This window comes from Shewanella sp. SR43-4 (assembly GCF_014163845.1).
In the GTDB taxonomy this organism is placed as follows: Bacteria; Pseudomonadota; Gammaproteobacteria; order Enterobacterales; family Shewanellaceae; genus Shewanella; species Shewanella vesiculosa.
In genome coordinates, this window is the sequence record NZ_JACJEB010000014.1 from 61,291 (window position 1) to 77,519 (window position 16,229).

Consider the following 16,229-nt stretch of genomic DNA (forward strand, 5'->3'; position numbering starts at 1 on the left):
ACCTTTGATGAGTTAATTTCAAAGGAGATTGTTCACCTTAATAAATTATAACCTGCTAATAAATATGAAGAGTGCGACATGATGTCGCACCTTTGTAAATATATGCATCAAGTGTTGAGTGAATACGATAGATAAGGGGTAAAGCTAAACTAATGCCGGCATGTTAACTCATAGATGTCATAGCAATAGATGATAGTTAGGGCTTGATATTTTGTTTAAAGCTTGCCTATACTGACGCACATCTTGTCGGAGTGCCATTATGGCTGAGACCGTTTATTCGGGATCCGTTGAACCTGATCAGGCTAGAACCTGCGAAGGAAACAAGCGTAATAATCATTATTATTGGGAAAATAATAACGTTTTAACAAGACAGTAAATGGACGTTTACCTCCGAGTTTTTTATCGGTTTATATGTCCAGTTAAGTTATTACTTTAGTATTTTTCTATGTGGTTATTGACGTAAGCGATAGTATTTTTATTGTTTACTGCTGCTATCAACACCTCTCCAGACAAGCAACTCTACTCTTAATAATGAGGTTGCTAATGTCAAATCCAAACCGTCGTCAAACTCGAGCTAATGCTCAACAATTTATTGATACCCTTAAACCGTTACAACATCCTAATTCTGAAAAAGTCTATTTAACGGGTAGTCGTGCAGATATCAACGTCGCTATGCGTCAGGTTAATCAAACTGAAACCGTCATTGGCGGCACCGATGCAAAGCCCATTAAACAAGCCAATCCACCTATCATGGTCTATGACTGTGCTGGCGCTTATTCTGATCCCCTTGCCGACATTAATGTGCGTCAAGGTTTAGCTAAAATCCGTCAAGCATGGATTGATGAGCGACAAGATACCGAGCAATTAACCGGTGCAAGTTCAGGTTTTACTCAACAGCGACTGGCTGATGATGGCTTAGATCACTTGCGTTTTGATGCCCTAGTTGCGCCGAAGCGAGCCGAGCCGGGCAAATGCGTGACCCAAATGCATTATGCTCGCCAAGGTATTGTTACCCCTGAAATGGAATACATTGCCATTCGTGAAAACATGGCTCGTGCTGAAGTAACCGACACCGTATTGACTCAAAAGGCACCAGGAGAGGCTTTTGGTGCGCATATTGGTCAGCTGATCACTCCTGAGTTTGTCCGCGATGAAGTCGCTCGAGGTCGAGCGATTATCCCACTCAATATTAACCATCCTGAAACCGAACCTATGATTATTGGGCGTAATTTTTTGGTGAAGGTGAATGCCAATATTGGTAATTCGGCGGTGACATCGTCAATTGAAGAAGAAGTGGAAAAACTGGTGTGGTCAACTCGTTGGGGCGCCGATACCGTCATGGACTTGTCGACCGGACGTTATATCCATGAAACCCGTGAGTGGCTTATCCGTAATTCGCCTGTTCCAATTGGTACTGTGCCGATTTATCAAGCATTAGAAAAGGTTAATGGCGTTGCCGAAGATCTCAGTTGGGCGGTATTTAGAGATACGCTAATAGAACAAGCCGAGCAGGGCGTAGATTATTTTACCATCCATGCAGGGGTGTTATTGCGTTATGTACCTATGACCGCCAAACGCCTTACCGGTATTGTGTCGCGTGGCGGTTCAATTATGGCTAAGTGGTGTTTAAGCCACCATCAAGAAAGTTTCTTATATGAGCATTTTCGCGATATTTGCCAGATTTGCGCCCAATACGATGTGTCCTTGTCGTTAGGCGATGGTATGCGCCCCGGTTCAATTGCCGATGCCAATGATGAAGCGCAATTTGCAGAATTAGAAACCTTAGGCGAATTGGTTAAAATTGCATGGGAATATGATGTGCAAACCATCATCGAAGGCCCTGGTCATGTGCCAATGCAGTTGATTAAAGTCAATATGGAAAAGCAATTAGCTCTTTGTGATGAAGCGCCTTTTTACACCTTAGGCCCACAAACTACCGATATCGCGCCGGGTTATGATCACTTCACCTCAGGGATTGGCGCTGCCATGATGGCTTGGTATGGCGTGGCGATGTTGTGTTACGTCACCCCCAAAGAACACTTAGGCTTACCTAACAAAGAAGATGTAAAACAAGGCTTAATTGCCTACAAGATTGCAGCTCATGCTGCTGATGTCGCAAAAGGTCATCCAGGTGCACAAGTGCGTGATAATGCGTTATCCAAAGCCCGCTTTGAATTCCGTTGGGAAGATCAATACAACCTAGGCCTTGATCCTGATACCGCTCGTGCTTACCACGACGAATCGTTACCACAAGAATCAGCAAAAGTGGCTCATTTTTGTTCAATGTGTGGGCCTAAATTTTGCTCGATGAAAATAACCCACGAAGTGCGTGAATATGCCGCGAATCTTCAACAAGCAGAAGCACTTAAGATTGAAGTCTCTGCTGCTAGTGCTTATCAAACTCAACCTATGGCTCAAGCCATAAATCCGTCCGAGGCTATGGCGCAAAAGTCGGCTGAGTTCAAAGCGTCGGGATCGGCACTGTATCACGCCGTCAAACCAGCAGCACAAGTTGATACCGACTTAGCGGTAGAGGTTGAATAACTATCATGAATTCATCGACATTTGTCAGTGAATCCATAATGCAAACCCCACCCATTGTCTGGACCATAGCCGGTTCAGACAGTGGTGGTGGTGCGGGGATTCAAGCTGATTTACTCACCATGCAAGACTTGTCATGTCACGGGTGTAGCGTAATAACCACATTAACTGCGCAAAACTCAGTCAGTGTCAGTCTTGTTGAAACTGTTTCTGAATCCATGTTACTGGCTCAGTTGACCAGCTTATGTGCAGATCTGCCGCCGGTAGCGATTAAAATTGGCCTGTTGGCATCCCAAGCACAGGTAAACATTTTGGCTGATTGGTTAACCCAGATACGATCTACACTAATTTTAGCTCCTTTTGTGGTGCTTGATCCTGTGATGGTCGCCAGCAGTGGTGCCAGCTTTAATCCTATGGATCTCGATTTTAGTCCTCTCATTGGCTTAATTGACTTATTAACCCCTAATCAACATGAGTTAGGTCGCTTATGTCATCATTGCGTTTTAGCGCAACATCGAAATGATAACCTCAATCTTGAATCATCGCTTGAGATCGATCCCATGAGGACTCTGCAACTGCAGATGATTAACGACGCTAAGTGGTTGTCAAATATATTTAAATGCCATGTACTCGCCAAAGGTGGTGATGCTCATTGGCAGCACGATGCGACAGATGTTTATGTCAGTTCAAGCGTACCAGGCGCCAGTGTTGCACACAGTAATGCCGTGTTTATGTTAAGCAGTCAGCGGATAGTCACTAATAACAATCATGGCAGTGGTTGCACTTTATCATCTGCAATAGCGTGTTTTATTGCCCATGATTTAGTGATCCATGATGCTATTGTGTTGGCAAAAGCTTATGTCAATAAAGGCTTAGCATTAGGCTTCAGTCTAGGGCAAGGTCCTGGGATTTTAGCCCGTACCGGTTGGCCCGATGATTTACAGGCTATGCCGTTAATCAAGTTGATTACATCAAACAATCTCGCTCAAGCTTCGTTTAAACACACAGCCCATAATGACTTTAAATCGCTGCTAAAACCACTCGGTATTTATCCTGTTGTTGATGATCTAAATATACTCAAACAGCTGCTATCTGCTGGCTGCAAAACCATTCAATATCGCACTAAACTCGATAGCGACACTTTTTCGGACAGTCTGCAGCGATTAACACTCGAAACTAATATTATTGAGGTGATAAAACTGGGCCGAGAGTTTCATGCTCAGTTATTTATCAATGATCATTGGCAACTGGCGCTTAAACACGGTGCGTTTGGGGTTCACTTAGGCCAAGAAGATTTGGCGACTGCAGATTTAGCCGCGATAGCTGCAGCTGGAATGGCATTAGGATTATCGAGCCACAGTTATTTTGAAGCCTTATTAGCTCACCAACACTCACCTTCCTATATTGCCCTGGGGCATATTTTTGCTACCACCACGAAACAAATGCCATCAGCCCCTCAAGGGATCACTAAGCTTACACGTTATATCAGCTTATTTTCGCGTCATTATCCAACGGTAGCGATTGGCGGAATCAATCTCAGTAATCTTGAGGTCATTGCCATGACTGGGGTGGGTGATGTTGCAGTTGTCAGAGCCGTGAGCGCTGCTGCAGATCCCGCTAAAGCTTATCAAGCGTTAAATCATAAGTGGTTACAGTCGACGCGATCATTATCGAAACCGAGTGTCTCTGCGGAGGTGAGATGAATATACTATCGGATCAGCAGTATATCCAGTACTCACGCACCATGTTACTCAGTGATATTGGCGAGACTGGCCAACTCGCCATTATGAATAGTTCGGTCGTCATTATTGGCATGGGCGGATTAGGGCATCTAGTCGCTCATTACCTCGCGGCGGCAGGTGTTCAGCATATGTTGTTGATTGACCATGATGTTATTGAACTATCTAACTTGCCACGGCAGCTATTATTTACTGCCACAGATATTGGCCAAACCAAAGTTGCTGTTACTAAAAGAGTGCTTAATCGTGCTTACCCTGAAATCAACATCAATACTATCGCGGAAAAAGTTACTGCCCAGCATTTTTATCAGCTTATCAAGCGAAAAGTAACCAAGCCTTTAGTATTTGACTGCACTGATAATTTCAAGACACGGCAGCTTATTAATCAACTCTGCGTTGAACAGAAATTGACGTTGGTTAGTGGCGCAATCAGTGGCTATCAAGGACAACTATTTTGTATTGATTTTTCAGACTCAGGCTCTAATTTACACCCAAATAGCGGCTGTTATCGTTGTTTATATCCACTTGATATGACGATTACGCAAAATTGTACTCGAGCAGGAGTTCTTGGGCCTGCTGCGGGCATTATTGCCAGTATGCAAGCGCTGGTGGGCATACAACATCTCAGTAATACCTTCACTCAATACGGTATTTTACATTGCTTTAATGCTAAAAACTTACATTGGCAGCATGCCCACATGAGCCAAGATCCAGAGTGTGCAGTATGTCATCAACAGTCAGTCACTCAGCTTTCGGAGCAGCCCAATGACGCATATTAATTGCCACTCTCAGATTGCCTTGCAACTCAATGGGGTCGAACAAATCGTTCGGGCTAATTTGAATTTGGCCGAATTACTGATTTTAAGTGATCTACCCACTCAAGCGGTCGCCATAGTCGTCAACGATAGTGTTGTACCACGAAGCCGATGGGTGCACGTATTGTGTCAAGCGAACGATAATATTACGGTTTTTTCTGCCGTTGCTGGAGGTTAATAATGTTAACGATAGCCGATCATCAATTTTCGTCTCGATTATTCACTGGGACGGGAAAATTTTCAGATCACAACACTATGTTACAAGCTATAAACAGTTCGGGATCGCAGTTAGTTACCTTGGCGATGAAGCGGATTGATTTAACCCGCGGCCATGACAATTTACTCGGGCCGCTGCAAAGTATGGGGGTAAAGTTATTACCTAATACCGCGGGTGCGCGCAACGCCAAAGAAGCTATTTTTGCTGCCGAACTGGCTTATGAAATGCTTGGCACTAAATGGATTAAACTTGAAATTCATCCAGATCCTAAATATCTCATGCCAGATCCTATTGAAACATTGATCGCGGCTCAACAATTATGCGAGCAAGGCTATATTGTCATGCCTTATGTGCATGCCGATCCTGTGTTATGTCGCCGATTAGAAGAAGTCGGCTGCGCCGCAGTGATGCCTCTTGGTAGCCCCATCGGCAGTAACCAAGGCCTAGCCACGGAAACCTTTTTACGCATTATCATCGAACAAGCCAGCATACCTGTGATCATTGATGCTGGAATTGGTGCCCCCTCGCAAGCTTGCAGAGCAATGGAAATGGGGGCCGCAGCCGTATTGGTTAATACCGCGATTGCAAGTAGTGCTTATCCTCAGCAAATGGCGAAATGCTTTGCTGATGCGGTCGCGACAGGAAGACAAGCCTACCTTGCAGGATTAGGGGCTGTGAGTCATCACGCCGATGCAACCAGTCCATTAACCGGATTTCTGACAGAAGCATCAATCAATTCACTGACGCAGTCAGTGAATATCAAGGAGGGTTAACATGTTATATTCAAGCGTATTTACACAATTATCCCCCGATGCATTATCGATGAACTTGTATTCGACTACCGCCAAAGACGTTGAATTGGCTTTGCAAAATCCAAGCGGTAATCTTGATAGCTTGTTGGCACTATTATCTCCTGCCGCAATGCCATATATTGAACCGATGGCGCAGCAAGCAGTTCAGCTAACTCGAAAGCGATTCGGTGCCAATATCGGTCTTTTCTTACCCTTGTATTTATCAAATCTGTGCGCCAATGAATGTGATTATTGTGGCTTTAGCATGAGCAATAAGGTTAAGCGTAAAACCCTTAACAGTGATGAACTCACAGCAGAAATGGCTATTATTAAACAACGTGGCTTCGATTCGATATTACTGGTGTCTGGTGAACACGAAACCAAAGTTGGAATGGGGTATTTTGAGTCGGTGTTACCGTTAGTTAGCAAGGCTTTTAATTACGTGGCAATGGAAGTTCAACCATTGGAAACAGAACAATATCAGCGTCTTGGTAAGTTAGGTGTTGATGCCGTTATGGTATACCAAGAAACTTACCGGCCACAAACTTATGCAAAACATCATACTCGCGGTAAAAAACAAGATTTCGTTTATCGCTTAGATACCCCAGATCGAGTCGCAAAAGCAGGGATCGATAAAATAGGTTTAGGGGTATTACTTGGGTTAGATGATTGGCGACTCGATGCATTATTAATGGGGTATCATCTTGATTATCTAGAGAAAACCTACTGGCGTAATCGTTACAGTATTTCATTACCTCGGTTACGTCCATGTACTGGTGGTATTTCACCTAAGGTTGAATTAACCGATGCCGGATTAGTGCAATTGATCTGTGCATTTAGGTTGTTTAATCCGCAACTTGAAATCAGTTTATCAACACGTGAACTGCCGTCGTTAAGAGATAATTTACTGCCACTTGGAATTACTCACATGAGTGCCGGAAGTTCAACCCAACCTGGTGGTTACATGACACCTGACAGCCAACTTGATCAATTTGAGATCAGTGATAATCGCTCTGCAGAGCAAGTGATAAGCCAAATGAGGCGACGAGGATTGAATCCGGTATGGAAAGATTGGGAGATGGGCTGGAATAATGATTAAAGTTTAAGATTGGTTTGCTTATAAACTGTACATATTAGTCGGTTTAGATCATACTAAATGAAAGTTTTTATGATCAGGAGTCGTCATTATGCAAGTTCAATCAGCGTATTCATCTGGTTTACAAGGTTTACAAAGTGCTCAGCAAGGTTTAGCGCAAGCAACAACATCTGTAGCAACGCCAGATCAACAAAAGCCTGCAGTCGCTAATGCATCAACTCAAGATACTGTGACACTTAGTTCACGTGCAGTTGATCAAACTGACACCACAGCAGCTTTAGTCTCTGCAACTCAATCATCGAATCAAGCTCAAGCTTCAACACGAGTGATTGAAGAGGCTTCTGAAACAGTGGGTAGTTTGATTGATATAGAAGTGTAAACATGAGTGCGCCAATGGTTTCTGCTAACATTGGTTCATTCATTAATGCTGCGCATCACAATACAATATCCGCAGCAGCTATTCACACCAGTAGCGTTGCAAACAACAGTCTTAAAATCTCTGCTATTGAAACTACTAGTCATATTAAACCCACTAGTATTAATCCAATCAGTACCAAATCTATCAATACTGATGTCGGTCAAAATTCCACTTCTCAACAACACGCTTATCAGCCACAAACGGCTCAAGCTACAGCGAGTCAAACTGCTGCAGCAGACAAAACTCAATCTTATAAAATTGTCGGTTCTGATCCACTTAATAGTTATAACCTAAAGAGCGGTCCTGCGAATCTGGCTGGCGTATTGAATAATTCGTCCGTGCCAGCACAGGCAAGCGTCACACTTGCTGAAAAATCAGTCAGTGCAGATGTTACAACTAATATTTCAAGTGATGCGGCAAATACGCAACAGCCAGTAGTTAGAACTATTGCGGCAACAAATGACACAGTAGTGGATCCCTTTGCTGCTGAGTCTGATTCACAATCAGCTCCTCAGGCATCAAATAATCAAGATGAAACAGCTACACAGCAAGTTGAGCAACAGATTGTAAAAAAGCAACAGCAAATAGAACAAGCTCAAACAAAACAGATTGAACAACTTGTACAACGAGATTCCGAGGTTAAAACTCACGAACAAGCTCATGCAGCAGTGGGCGGTAGTTTAACTCAGAGCCCTAGTTATCAATATGAAAAAGGGCCAGACGGCCGGCGTTATGCCGTAGAAGGTGAGGTGAGTATTGATGTGTCGCCTGTTTCAGGCGATCCTAAAGCAACATTAAGTAAAATGCAGAAGGTATATGCGGCAGCGATGGCGCCAGTGCAACCATCAATGGCCGATATTCGTGTGGCTGCGCAAGCGCTACAAAACATGAATGAAGCAAATAAACAGTTGATACAAGACCGCCAGCAAGATACTGGTTCAACACTGAATAATCAAACCTCAGCTGAGAGCGGCAATATTTTTACTCGCGCACAGAATCAACAGCCATTGACTCCAGCAACTAACTCAAACAACTCTATCGCGCCAAATAGTAGTGTTTTGAAAATAGACACAACACATGGTATTGATAACGCAAATATCAATTCATCGTCGTCTAAGCGTCCTGTATCTGCGGCACAGGATAATGAGGCACTGGTTAATAATGGTCTTGCTAATAATACAGCTACAAATAATGCGGTGACAAATAATAACAGTAATGCCGAACGAGACTCTAATCGTCAAATACAAACGTCTTTATCTTCATCAGAACGCGACCAATATCAATCGATTGAAATTTATGTGTAGTACTTCAGCACCTCCTGCTGATTTAATCCATTCAACCTGTTCACGATCAACTCAAACATTGGCTCATCTGTTAATCGGAATATGAAATTCGTATTATAAATTGTATTGTGAGTATCTTCAGTGACTTAACAAATAACCTCTGCTGCTCAGCATTAGCCATTAAAGGGTAAATCATGTTGTTTCAAAATGAGGCTTTCTAATAATTTACAGGCGGGTCCTTGTTGATCTCGATTGGGAATGACCAAGTTAAGCATTATTTTGCGCTGATAACTGCCACGTAAATGTAAGCGGATAAGCTGTTTATTGGCAATTTCTTGTTCAACTAAAAAGCTAGGTATCCAACAAAAGCCAATATTACGGGCCAGAATACTCTTTGCTTCATGAAAGTTCGAGACGGTCCAACGTTGTTCTGCTTTTAACCACCCAATATCATTACTGGCATTTATTCCGGTATCTTTAATGACAATTTGTAGGTGCTGGGCTAATTGCTTGTCATCTTCAATTAAGGTCAGAGTTGCCAGAGGATGATCTGGATGGCAAACCAGTTCAAAACTTAATTCACATAATGGTTCAGATATATGGCCTTTAGGTGCGGTGGCACAAATAGCAATATCAGCTTGATTATTATTGATAAGTTCGTGGGTTCCGGAAATAACAGAATCAATAATGGTTACCCGAGTACCACGGCTGTCCGGTAAAAACTCTCTCAATGATTCCACAAGATTGTCCATTGGGTAAACAATTTCTCTGGCAATAGTGAGGTTAGGTTCCCAGCCTTGGCCTAAATTTGAGGCCAGTTGTTCAAGTTCTTCAACAGATTGTGTTAGGTGTCGAGAGCGACGCAATAACACTTCACCTTGCTCAGTTAAATATGCTTTTCGACCTTTGACTTCGAGTAGATTGATCCCCAATTGATGTTGTAACTTGGCCACGGCATGATTTAACGATGATTGGCTTTTGTTGAGTTTTTCTGCCGCTTGAGCATAGCCGCCAAAATCAACAACAGCTTGGACTATTCGCCATTGTTCTAAGGTTGATTTTGCTCTGCTCATTAAGTGCTCTCTTTATTGTTGGCTGAAAATGAAGGAAACTAGCGTATTTTTTATCATAAAAAAGGCAAATGCACTGCAGCATTTGCCTCAAATGTATCTTGGCTAGTATTGAGTGTTATTTAGCATTGTTCAGAGAAGCTTTAGGCTTCACTAATTTTGGTAAGTACTTTTTAGTACTCGCAATATTATTTAAATACGGACCTTTGTGTAATGTTTCAGGCCAATTTAATAACATCATTGCTAGTACGTTTCTGTGTTCACCAGAAGATAATTCAGCTTTGCCATGTGGTGACGGGATCATCATGATTTTTGGATCATATGCCGCAATCACGTGTTGTTTCACTTTATCCACAACTGGGTTATCGCCGTTACCCGTAATTAAGAAACTAATCCCAACTTCAGTAATAATATCTTCAGTCGTATCGGTCAGAATACGATCAATATTTTTCTCAAAGTAATCTAAAATCCACTGATATTCTTTTGGATCGACAGGGTGTTGATAATACTCGCTGGCAGAAAAAATAAAGTGAGTCATACCATAGACTTTGTTTTTATATTGGCCTTTTTTGAGTTTATCATCATTGCTATCTGGATAGGTTTTAATAAAAGCTTGTTTGTAAGCTTGGTAATAGTCGCCAACGCCGATTTGTTTGGCCCAATATACATAGTTGATTAACTGCGCGGCCCAAGCCTTAATCATTTTTGTATCAGTGAAAGCAGGCTCTAAATTAGCATTTTTTAGGGTTTTTATCATTAAATCATGACAAGGTCCGGTAAAACCAAACTCATCCACTCGACTGGCATAGCGCAATAGCACGTCGGTATATAACATAAAATTAGGGTAGGGCGCGATGGCTTCTTTACGGGCAATAGCCCGTGGGCCTGAACCTAATTTATCCGCCTCAATTTTTGATTCACTTTTAATAAAACCGGGCTTATCCAGATTACATGAATAGTAAGCTTGACGTTCAGCAATAGTGAGGAGATCAATTAATGAGCCGTTAGCGTATTTGGGTTCCCCAGTCATACGGAATTGGCGTATAGCATAGTGGCCTTGAACTCGTGGGGGTAAGGAGTAAAGGTTGGTTTCTAAATTGGATTTTATGCCTTGATAAACTTGTTCAGCGGTTAAAGTATGGGCGGTTTTTTCTGCCGATTCTTTTGCGAAAGCCACACTACTAAACAACGTAGCTGACATTAGTAAATACGAGAGTGTTTTACTCTTGCGTAGTTCCAGCATGTTTAAATCTCCTGATAAGTGAATGTGGGTCAATCGGTAAGCCTATAAGCTGCTCGAGTTGATCGTTTAAGGTTAAATGTGTTTCATTGACTACCAGTAAATTAAATATCTCTCCAGTCGATATATTGGCTGGTGTTTGATTCATAATTAGCTCAGTCAATGCGCTTTGCCATAGCGGAAGATAATAATTAACTCCTTCATTAGCAATAGCTTGATAGCTGTATATTGCATCTGTTGCTTGCGGCCATTGTTGACCAAAACTTTGTTCAAAGTACGCTGATAGCTGCTGGTTATGACTTAACCATGTGTTCTGTTCTGTGTTGTTGAAGTCGCCATCATATTGATAAAAATCCAGTGCAACCTTGGCTCTAAATACCCATAACTGTTGCTGATATTGAGCGACTAACTGATATCGTTTAGAGATACTTTCTAATTTAAGCTGCTGTTTAATATAGTTAACTAGCCACAGTGTTGCAATGGCGTGAGCATCCGTATTCTGCGCTTTATGGTTGAGAAAATAAAACTCTCCACCTTGTGCTAAGGATACTATTGCTTGGCTTAATTGGTTAATTAATTTTTGTTGTTGTGTTGCACGGGTTAATTGTGGTGGAAAACTGAGTGCATATTGGCCAAATTGATGACCAACGACGGTTTGTTTTATCAATTGACCATTAACGTCTTGACGTGATTGTTGATCCGCTTGTGGATAAGTAAAAATTTCACCGAGTAAGCGTTGTTGATGCCATACCCGAATAATCTGGGTTTCATTTAAGCTGTTTTGTTGACCATCATCAGATGACGTTTCTCCCTCTACTCTGGGCTTTTCGATTGTGATGAGTTCAAATTTAAGGTTAAGAGGCTTAAGACTGGTGAATATTTGCTGTAGAAATACATTTGTTGTCATCATTTCCATACTAGATGATTTACTTATGTCACTTAACGTCTGGGCAATATTCCAGGGCGCAATATCGATATTGGCAGTTTGGCTATCTAAAAATTGTTGTAATAATTGAGGCGTTAAGCGATGAGAGGCCAGCTGAGCTTGAGCTGTATTGGCATATCCTTGACGATGGGCTTGCTGCTGTTGCAGACAATGGATTGATTCAACCGCTGCTGCCTGTTGTTCTTTAGCGCGAGTTTGATAGGCGAGCCAGGCTTGTTTTCTGCAGTATTCTTTGGGTTGTTTAATTAAGTATTTGGCAATACTGATATCAATATTCTTATTTTGGGTAGGCTCAGTATCTTGATGTTTGTTTGTGGTTTCTGTTTGTTGTGGTAACACACAATCTTGTTGATTAAATTGCAGGGTAAAGTGTTGCTGCGATAACGCTTGATCTATGCTGGCTTGGGCACCATGCAATTTTGATTTTTCGATGACTGGCCATTGTGCACGTTTTATGGTCTCTAAACGTTGTCCTAATTGGTTATAAGGCGGAGCAAGGTAGGGTAATTGGTCAATGAGATATAAGGTTTGTGGTGCGCTAACGACTGCATTAAGTTCATCAGCAAGGTGAAGTTGGCACCATAATAAGCCTTGTCTATTGATGCTGTTATTGGCAAAAGGGCGATAGTATTGAATTCTGTCGTTAATATTATTTAACGCTAGTGTATTTTTTTCAAATGCAACTGCTCGTTGCTCAACAGACTGAAAAGAAACAAGCGTCTGTTGTGCTAAATCTGGTTGATATTGTAAGCACTGTTCTATGAACAGTGCTAAAGGATTAGCCACAGCATGTGTTGTGGCTAAAAGATTAAAAAATAGGGTTGCTACAAAAATGCTTTTTAGCATAAGCCACACGTTCCTCAACTGACATTGCTGAGCTATTCATCGCTTCAACATGCTTAAGTCGAGGTAAGATCCCTCTTCCATTGGCAATTTGAATTGTTAAACCGGGGCGGGCATTCAATTCGAGTAACAATGGACCTTTGTTTTTATCTAGAACCATGTCAGTGCCTAAATAGCCTAACTCACACATTTCATAAGCACTAGATGCCGTGTGAAGTAAGGTTTCCCAATGAGGAACGACTATGTTCGACAGCGGGAAGTGGGTATCTGGGTGTTTATCAACAGGCACGTCAAATTGCACCGCGTGTAAACTGTTACCGGTAGCAATGTCTAAACCAACACCGACAGCGCCTTGGTGCAAGTTTGCTTTACCGTCAGATGCCGCCGTCGATAATCGTAACATTCCCATGACAGGAAAACCTTTAAAGACAATTAAGCGGATGTCAGGGACACCCTCATAACTTAACCCTTCAAAGACCGGATCAAATTCAATTAATCCTTCGACAATCGCCACATCAGGCTTACCGCCAAGTGAAAATAATCCACTTAAAATATTAGATACATGGCGGTAAATTTCATTCTGAGTCACTTCATGGCCATTAGGTTTATAATAACAACCATTGCTCACCCTAGTGATCACCATAATACCTTTGCCACCAGAACCTTTGGCAGGTTTTATCACAAAACCACTGCGGTCAAGGACCATTGCTGGTATTTCTTGGATTTTATGTTGCTGATGAACAACCCCAATTAAATCGGGAACAGCAATGCCATTAGCAAGCGCAAGTTGTTTAGTTATTAGCTTGTCATCAACGCGTTTATAAAACTTACGCTGATTATAACGACCAATATAGCTAATATTGCGCCTGTTCATGTTGAGTACACCGCTACGGCTCAATTCCCAGGGCCAGGCGTACTTCATTATTGTTCTCCAACTAATGGTCTAAAGCGTTTTAACTCAGTTAAACGGTAACCAGTGTACTGTCCCATTACTAATACCAACGCTAAGATCACTAAATGGATCCCTAAGAAGTTGAATACCCAATGCTGAACTAATTGGTTGTCCATAGCTAAGTAAGCCAATGTCGCCACAAATAAGCTACCACTACCAGATACAAAGACTTTTTTAGGGCCTTCTTCTTCCCAAAGAATCGACATACGTTCAATGGTCCAAGCGAGAATGATCATCGGGAAGAACGTAATGGTTAAGCCTTCACTTAAGCCTAATTTGAATGAGATTAAGGTAAATAAGCCGATAATAAAAATAACCACAATAATAACCGCTGATATTCGGGATATGAGCAGTAAGTTAAGTGTCGACAGATAGGAGCGGATCATTAAACCAAAGGCAACAATCAGTAAAAAACCAATTAAGCCAGTGAGTAGGGTGGTTTGAATAAATGCCAAGGCGATCAATACCGGCATAAATGTACCCGATGTTTTGATGCCTACAATCACTCGCAAGAACACGACAACTAATACTCCAATGGGTATTAATAATATGCCTTTAAATGTGCTTTGTTCTTCAAGTGGTAACTGATACAGGGAGAAATCCATGGCATCGTCATTCATCATCATGTCGATAGATGTCGCTAATGCTGAACGAGTATCTTGTAGCATGGAGAAGTTAACTAATGAATTAGTACCTCCCATAACATCAAGAACTGGGTGACCTGCGTATTCCCATAATACTAAGGTATTATCACGGCCTTTCTTGTTGTTGGGTACATCAAAAAGCTCCCATTGACCGTCATTATACACTTGAACATATGATGTCAGTTGTTGGCGACGGCGTTGATCTTCAAGTTGTAAACCGTTCACTATGCGTGCCGGTACACCTTTAGAGTGCAACATGTGGACAAACAAATTGGTTGAAGTGTTAGCCGATAGTAGCAAGGCCATATTTTGGCTTTGGTTATTATCATTAATCAAATTCATTAATTGCTGAGCAAAAGACAAATTCGTTGCACTACGAGCCCATACTTCTTCAATTATTTGGTCGGCTGCTGATTTCTCAGTTGCAGGCCATAAATAGGGTTCAGGTGTTACAGGTTCCTGGTCTGCTTCAATAGTGAGTTTACCGGTTGGAACCAAAGTTACGCGATAATATAGTGCTTGTGAGCCTGTAGCTTCACGAATCGACCATATTGCCCGACGATTATTGGCATCGGCTGAAATGTTTAAGCCATAACCTGGCGATGATGCGTTTTCAACTAAAATATCAAATGCAGGATCGTCAGGTAATGAAAAATTGACTTCAGCAGGTTCATTGTTGCCATTGAAACTAATTTTAGCGTCCACGGCCCAACTTTGAACCTGTTCACCAGGTAAAAAAGGCACATTGTGTTCAATACCACGGTATATGCTGGTACTGATCCCGATGATAAATAGCAGCGCAACGAATATGTAAAACGGTTTACGAGAATGCATTACGGATCCTACTTAATTAACGTGGTAATTTGGTTTTTGTCTTTACCATGAATGTAGATTTGACCTACATCAACAATGGCAATATCTTTCATAAACTTGCGACCGAGTAACAAAGGATAATCAAGATGGCTTCGATCCGTTAAATTTAAATCAGTTTCGGCGGCATATTTACCTATTTTCAAATGGGCATGAATAACCGGACGACGATCATCATCTGAATCTGCATCTTGTTTAATACGAACAAAGCGCTCTACTTTAAATTCAAAAGTATTTTCTGGTTGATCTGCATTATTAGTGACGACGCCGAAACGAACCCATTGTACGCCTTCGCGTTCAAATAACACGATATTGCGCGCATCCAAAGATGATGACTCGGCACCGGTATCAATACGGGTGGCAAACTTTGCTTTTAACTCATCAATAAAAACACTTTCGACTTCGCCAAGGAGAAATTTTTCACCAATAAGACTTTCAGGGCATTGTAGTGGCACTGAAACCGGTTTGGAGACTGGAGGTTGAACTATTACCGTTTTTGGTTTCTGACTCATTGCAGTGCTGACTTGCGTCTTTAACTTTCTGACTTCATCAGAAAGCGCACTAATGTCGGCAATGTGCTGACTGCTTTGTGAATGTATAGCATCAATAATGACGGTTTGCGAAACTTGCAAACTGCTATTCAAATCAGCATTGGTTAGCGGAGGTGTTATTGGTTTTTGAGTAGTTGTACAACCCGATATGAGGGCCGCTACAACGGATAGAGCAATTACCTGCTTTAACATGTCAATTCCTGTTGAATAGTA

14 protein-coding genes and 1 riboswitch are annotated in these 16,229 nt (G+C 41.9%); of the genes, 8 read left to right on the forward strand and 6 right to left on the reverse strand.

Annotation, left to right across the window (positions count from 1 at the left end; translation table 11 throughout):
• The first annotated feature begins 237 nt into the window (after positions 1-237).
• Positions 238-337: riboswitch (TPP riboswitch) on the forward strand.
• 206 nt (positions 338-543) lie between these two features.
• From thiC to H5123_RS15570, 8 genes are all read left to right on the forward strand, one after another.
• On the forward strand, positions 544-2,544 hold the full coding sequence (gene thiC / locus H5123_RS15535) for a phosphomethylpyrimidine synthase ThiC (RefSeq protein ID WP_182698554.1): 2,001 nt from the start codon (positions 544-546) through the stop codon (positions 2,542-2,544).
• 5 nt (positions 2,545-2,549) lie between these two features.
• Positions 2,550-4,244, forward strand: a complete 1,695-nt coding sequence (gene thiE, locus H5123_RS15540; RefSeq protein WP_182698555.1) for a thiamine phosphate synthase — start codon at positions 2,550-2,552, stop codon at positions 4,242-4,244.
• Complete coding sequence (locus H5123_RS15545) at positions 4,241-5,059, forward strand: HesA/MoeB/ThiF family protein (RefSeq protein ID WP_182698556.1); 819 nt, start codon at positions 4,241-4,243, stop codon at positions 5,057-5,059. Before thiE ends, H5123_RS15545 begins: the two co-directional genes overlap by 4 nt.
• Positions 5,046-5,273: a sulfur carrier protein ThiS gene (gene thiS, locus H5123_RS15550; protein WP_182698557.1), complete on the forward strand. Its 228-nt coding sequence runs from the start codon at positions 5,046-5,048 to the stop codon at positions 5,271-5,273. The genes H5123_RS15545 and thiS overlap by 14 nt, the downstream gene beginning before the upstream one ends.
• A gap of 2 nt (positions 5,274-5,275) precedes the next feature.
• Positions 5,276-6,085, forward strand: a complete 810-nt coding sequence (locus H5123_RS15555) for a thiazole synthase (protein WP_182698558.1) — start codon at positions 5,276-5,278, stop codon at positions 6,083-6,085.
• Between the two features lies 1 nt (position 6,086).
• Complete coding sequence (gene thiH / locus H5123_RS15560; RefSeq protein ID WP_182698559.1) at positions 6,087-7,202, forward strand: 2-iminoacetate synthase ThiH; 1,116 nt, start codon at positions 6,087-6,089, stop codon at positions 7,200-7,202.
• Positions 7,203-7,290: 88 nt separating this feature from the next.
• Positions 7,291-7,578, forward strand: coding sequence for a chemotaxis protein (locus H5123_RS15565; RefSeq protein WP_124018173.1), 288 nt, complete (start codon positions 7,291-7,293; stop codon positions 7,576-7,578).
• A gap of 2 nt (positions 7,579-7,580) precedes the next feature.
• A complete protein-coding gene (locus H5123_RS15570; protein WP_182698560.1) occupies positions 7,581-8,921 on the forward strand; it encodes a putative metalloprotease CJM1_0395 family protein in 1,341 nt (446 codons plus the stop codon).
• A 152-nt stretch (positions 8,922-9,073) separates the two neighbouring features.
• On the opposite strand, the gene H5123_RS15575 is transcribed toward H5123_RS15570, so the two are convergent.
• The 6 genes from H5123_RS15575 to H5123_RS15600 form a co-directional block, all read right to left on the reverse strand.
• Complete coding sequence (locus H5123_RS15575) at positions 9,074-9,973, reverse strand: LysR family transcriptional regulator (protein WP_124018175.1); 900 nt, start codon at positions 9,971-9,973, stop codon at positions 9,074-9,076.
• 115 nt (positions 9,974-10,088) lie between these two features.
• Entirely contained in the window at positions 10,089-11,213 is a 1,125-nt protein-coding gene (locus H5123_RS15580; protein ID WP_182698561.1) for a DUF3541 domain-containing protein, read from the reverse strand.
• Positions 11,191-13,002, reverse strand: a complete 1,812-nt coding sequence (locus H5123_RS15585; RefSeq protein WP_182698562.1) for a hypothetical protein — start codon at positions 13,000-13,002, stop codon at positions 11,191-11,193. The genes H5123_RS15580 and H5123_RS15585 overlap by 23 nt, the downstream gene beginning before the upstream one ends.
• On the reverse strand, positions 12,965-13,921 hold the full coding sequence (locus H5123_RS15590; RefSeq protein ID WP_124018178.1) for an alpha-L-glutamate ligase-like protein: 957 nt from the start codon (positions 13,919-13,921) through the stop codon (positions 12,965-12,967). Before H5123_RS15590 ends, H5123_RS15585 begins: the two co-directional genes overlap by 38 nt.
• On the reverse strand, positions 13,921-15,429 hold the full coding sequence (locus tag H5123_RS15595) for an inactive transglutaminase family protein (protein WP_182698563.1): 1,509 nt from the start codon (positions 15,427-15,429) through the stop codon (positions 13,921-13,923). Before H5123_RS15595 ends, H5123_RS15590 begins: the two co-directional genes overlap by 1 nt.
• 8 nt (positions 15,430-15,437) lie before the next feature.
• A complete protein-coding gene (locus H5123_RS15600; protein WP_182698564.1) occupies positions 15,438-16,208 on the reverse strand; it encodes an ATP-dependent zinc protease in 771 nt (256 codons plus the stop codon).
• Between the last annotated feature and the right edge of the window lie 21 nt (positions 16,209-16,229).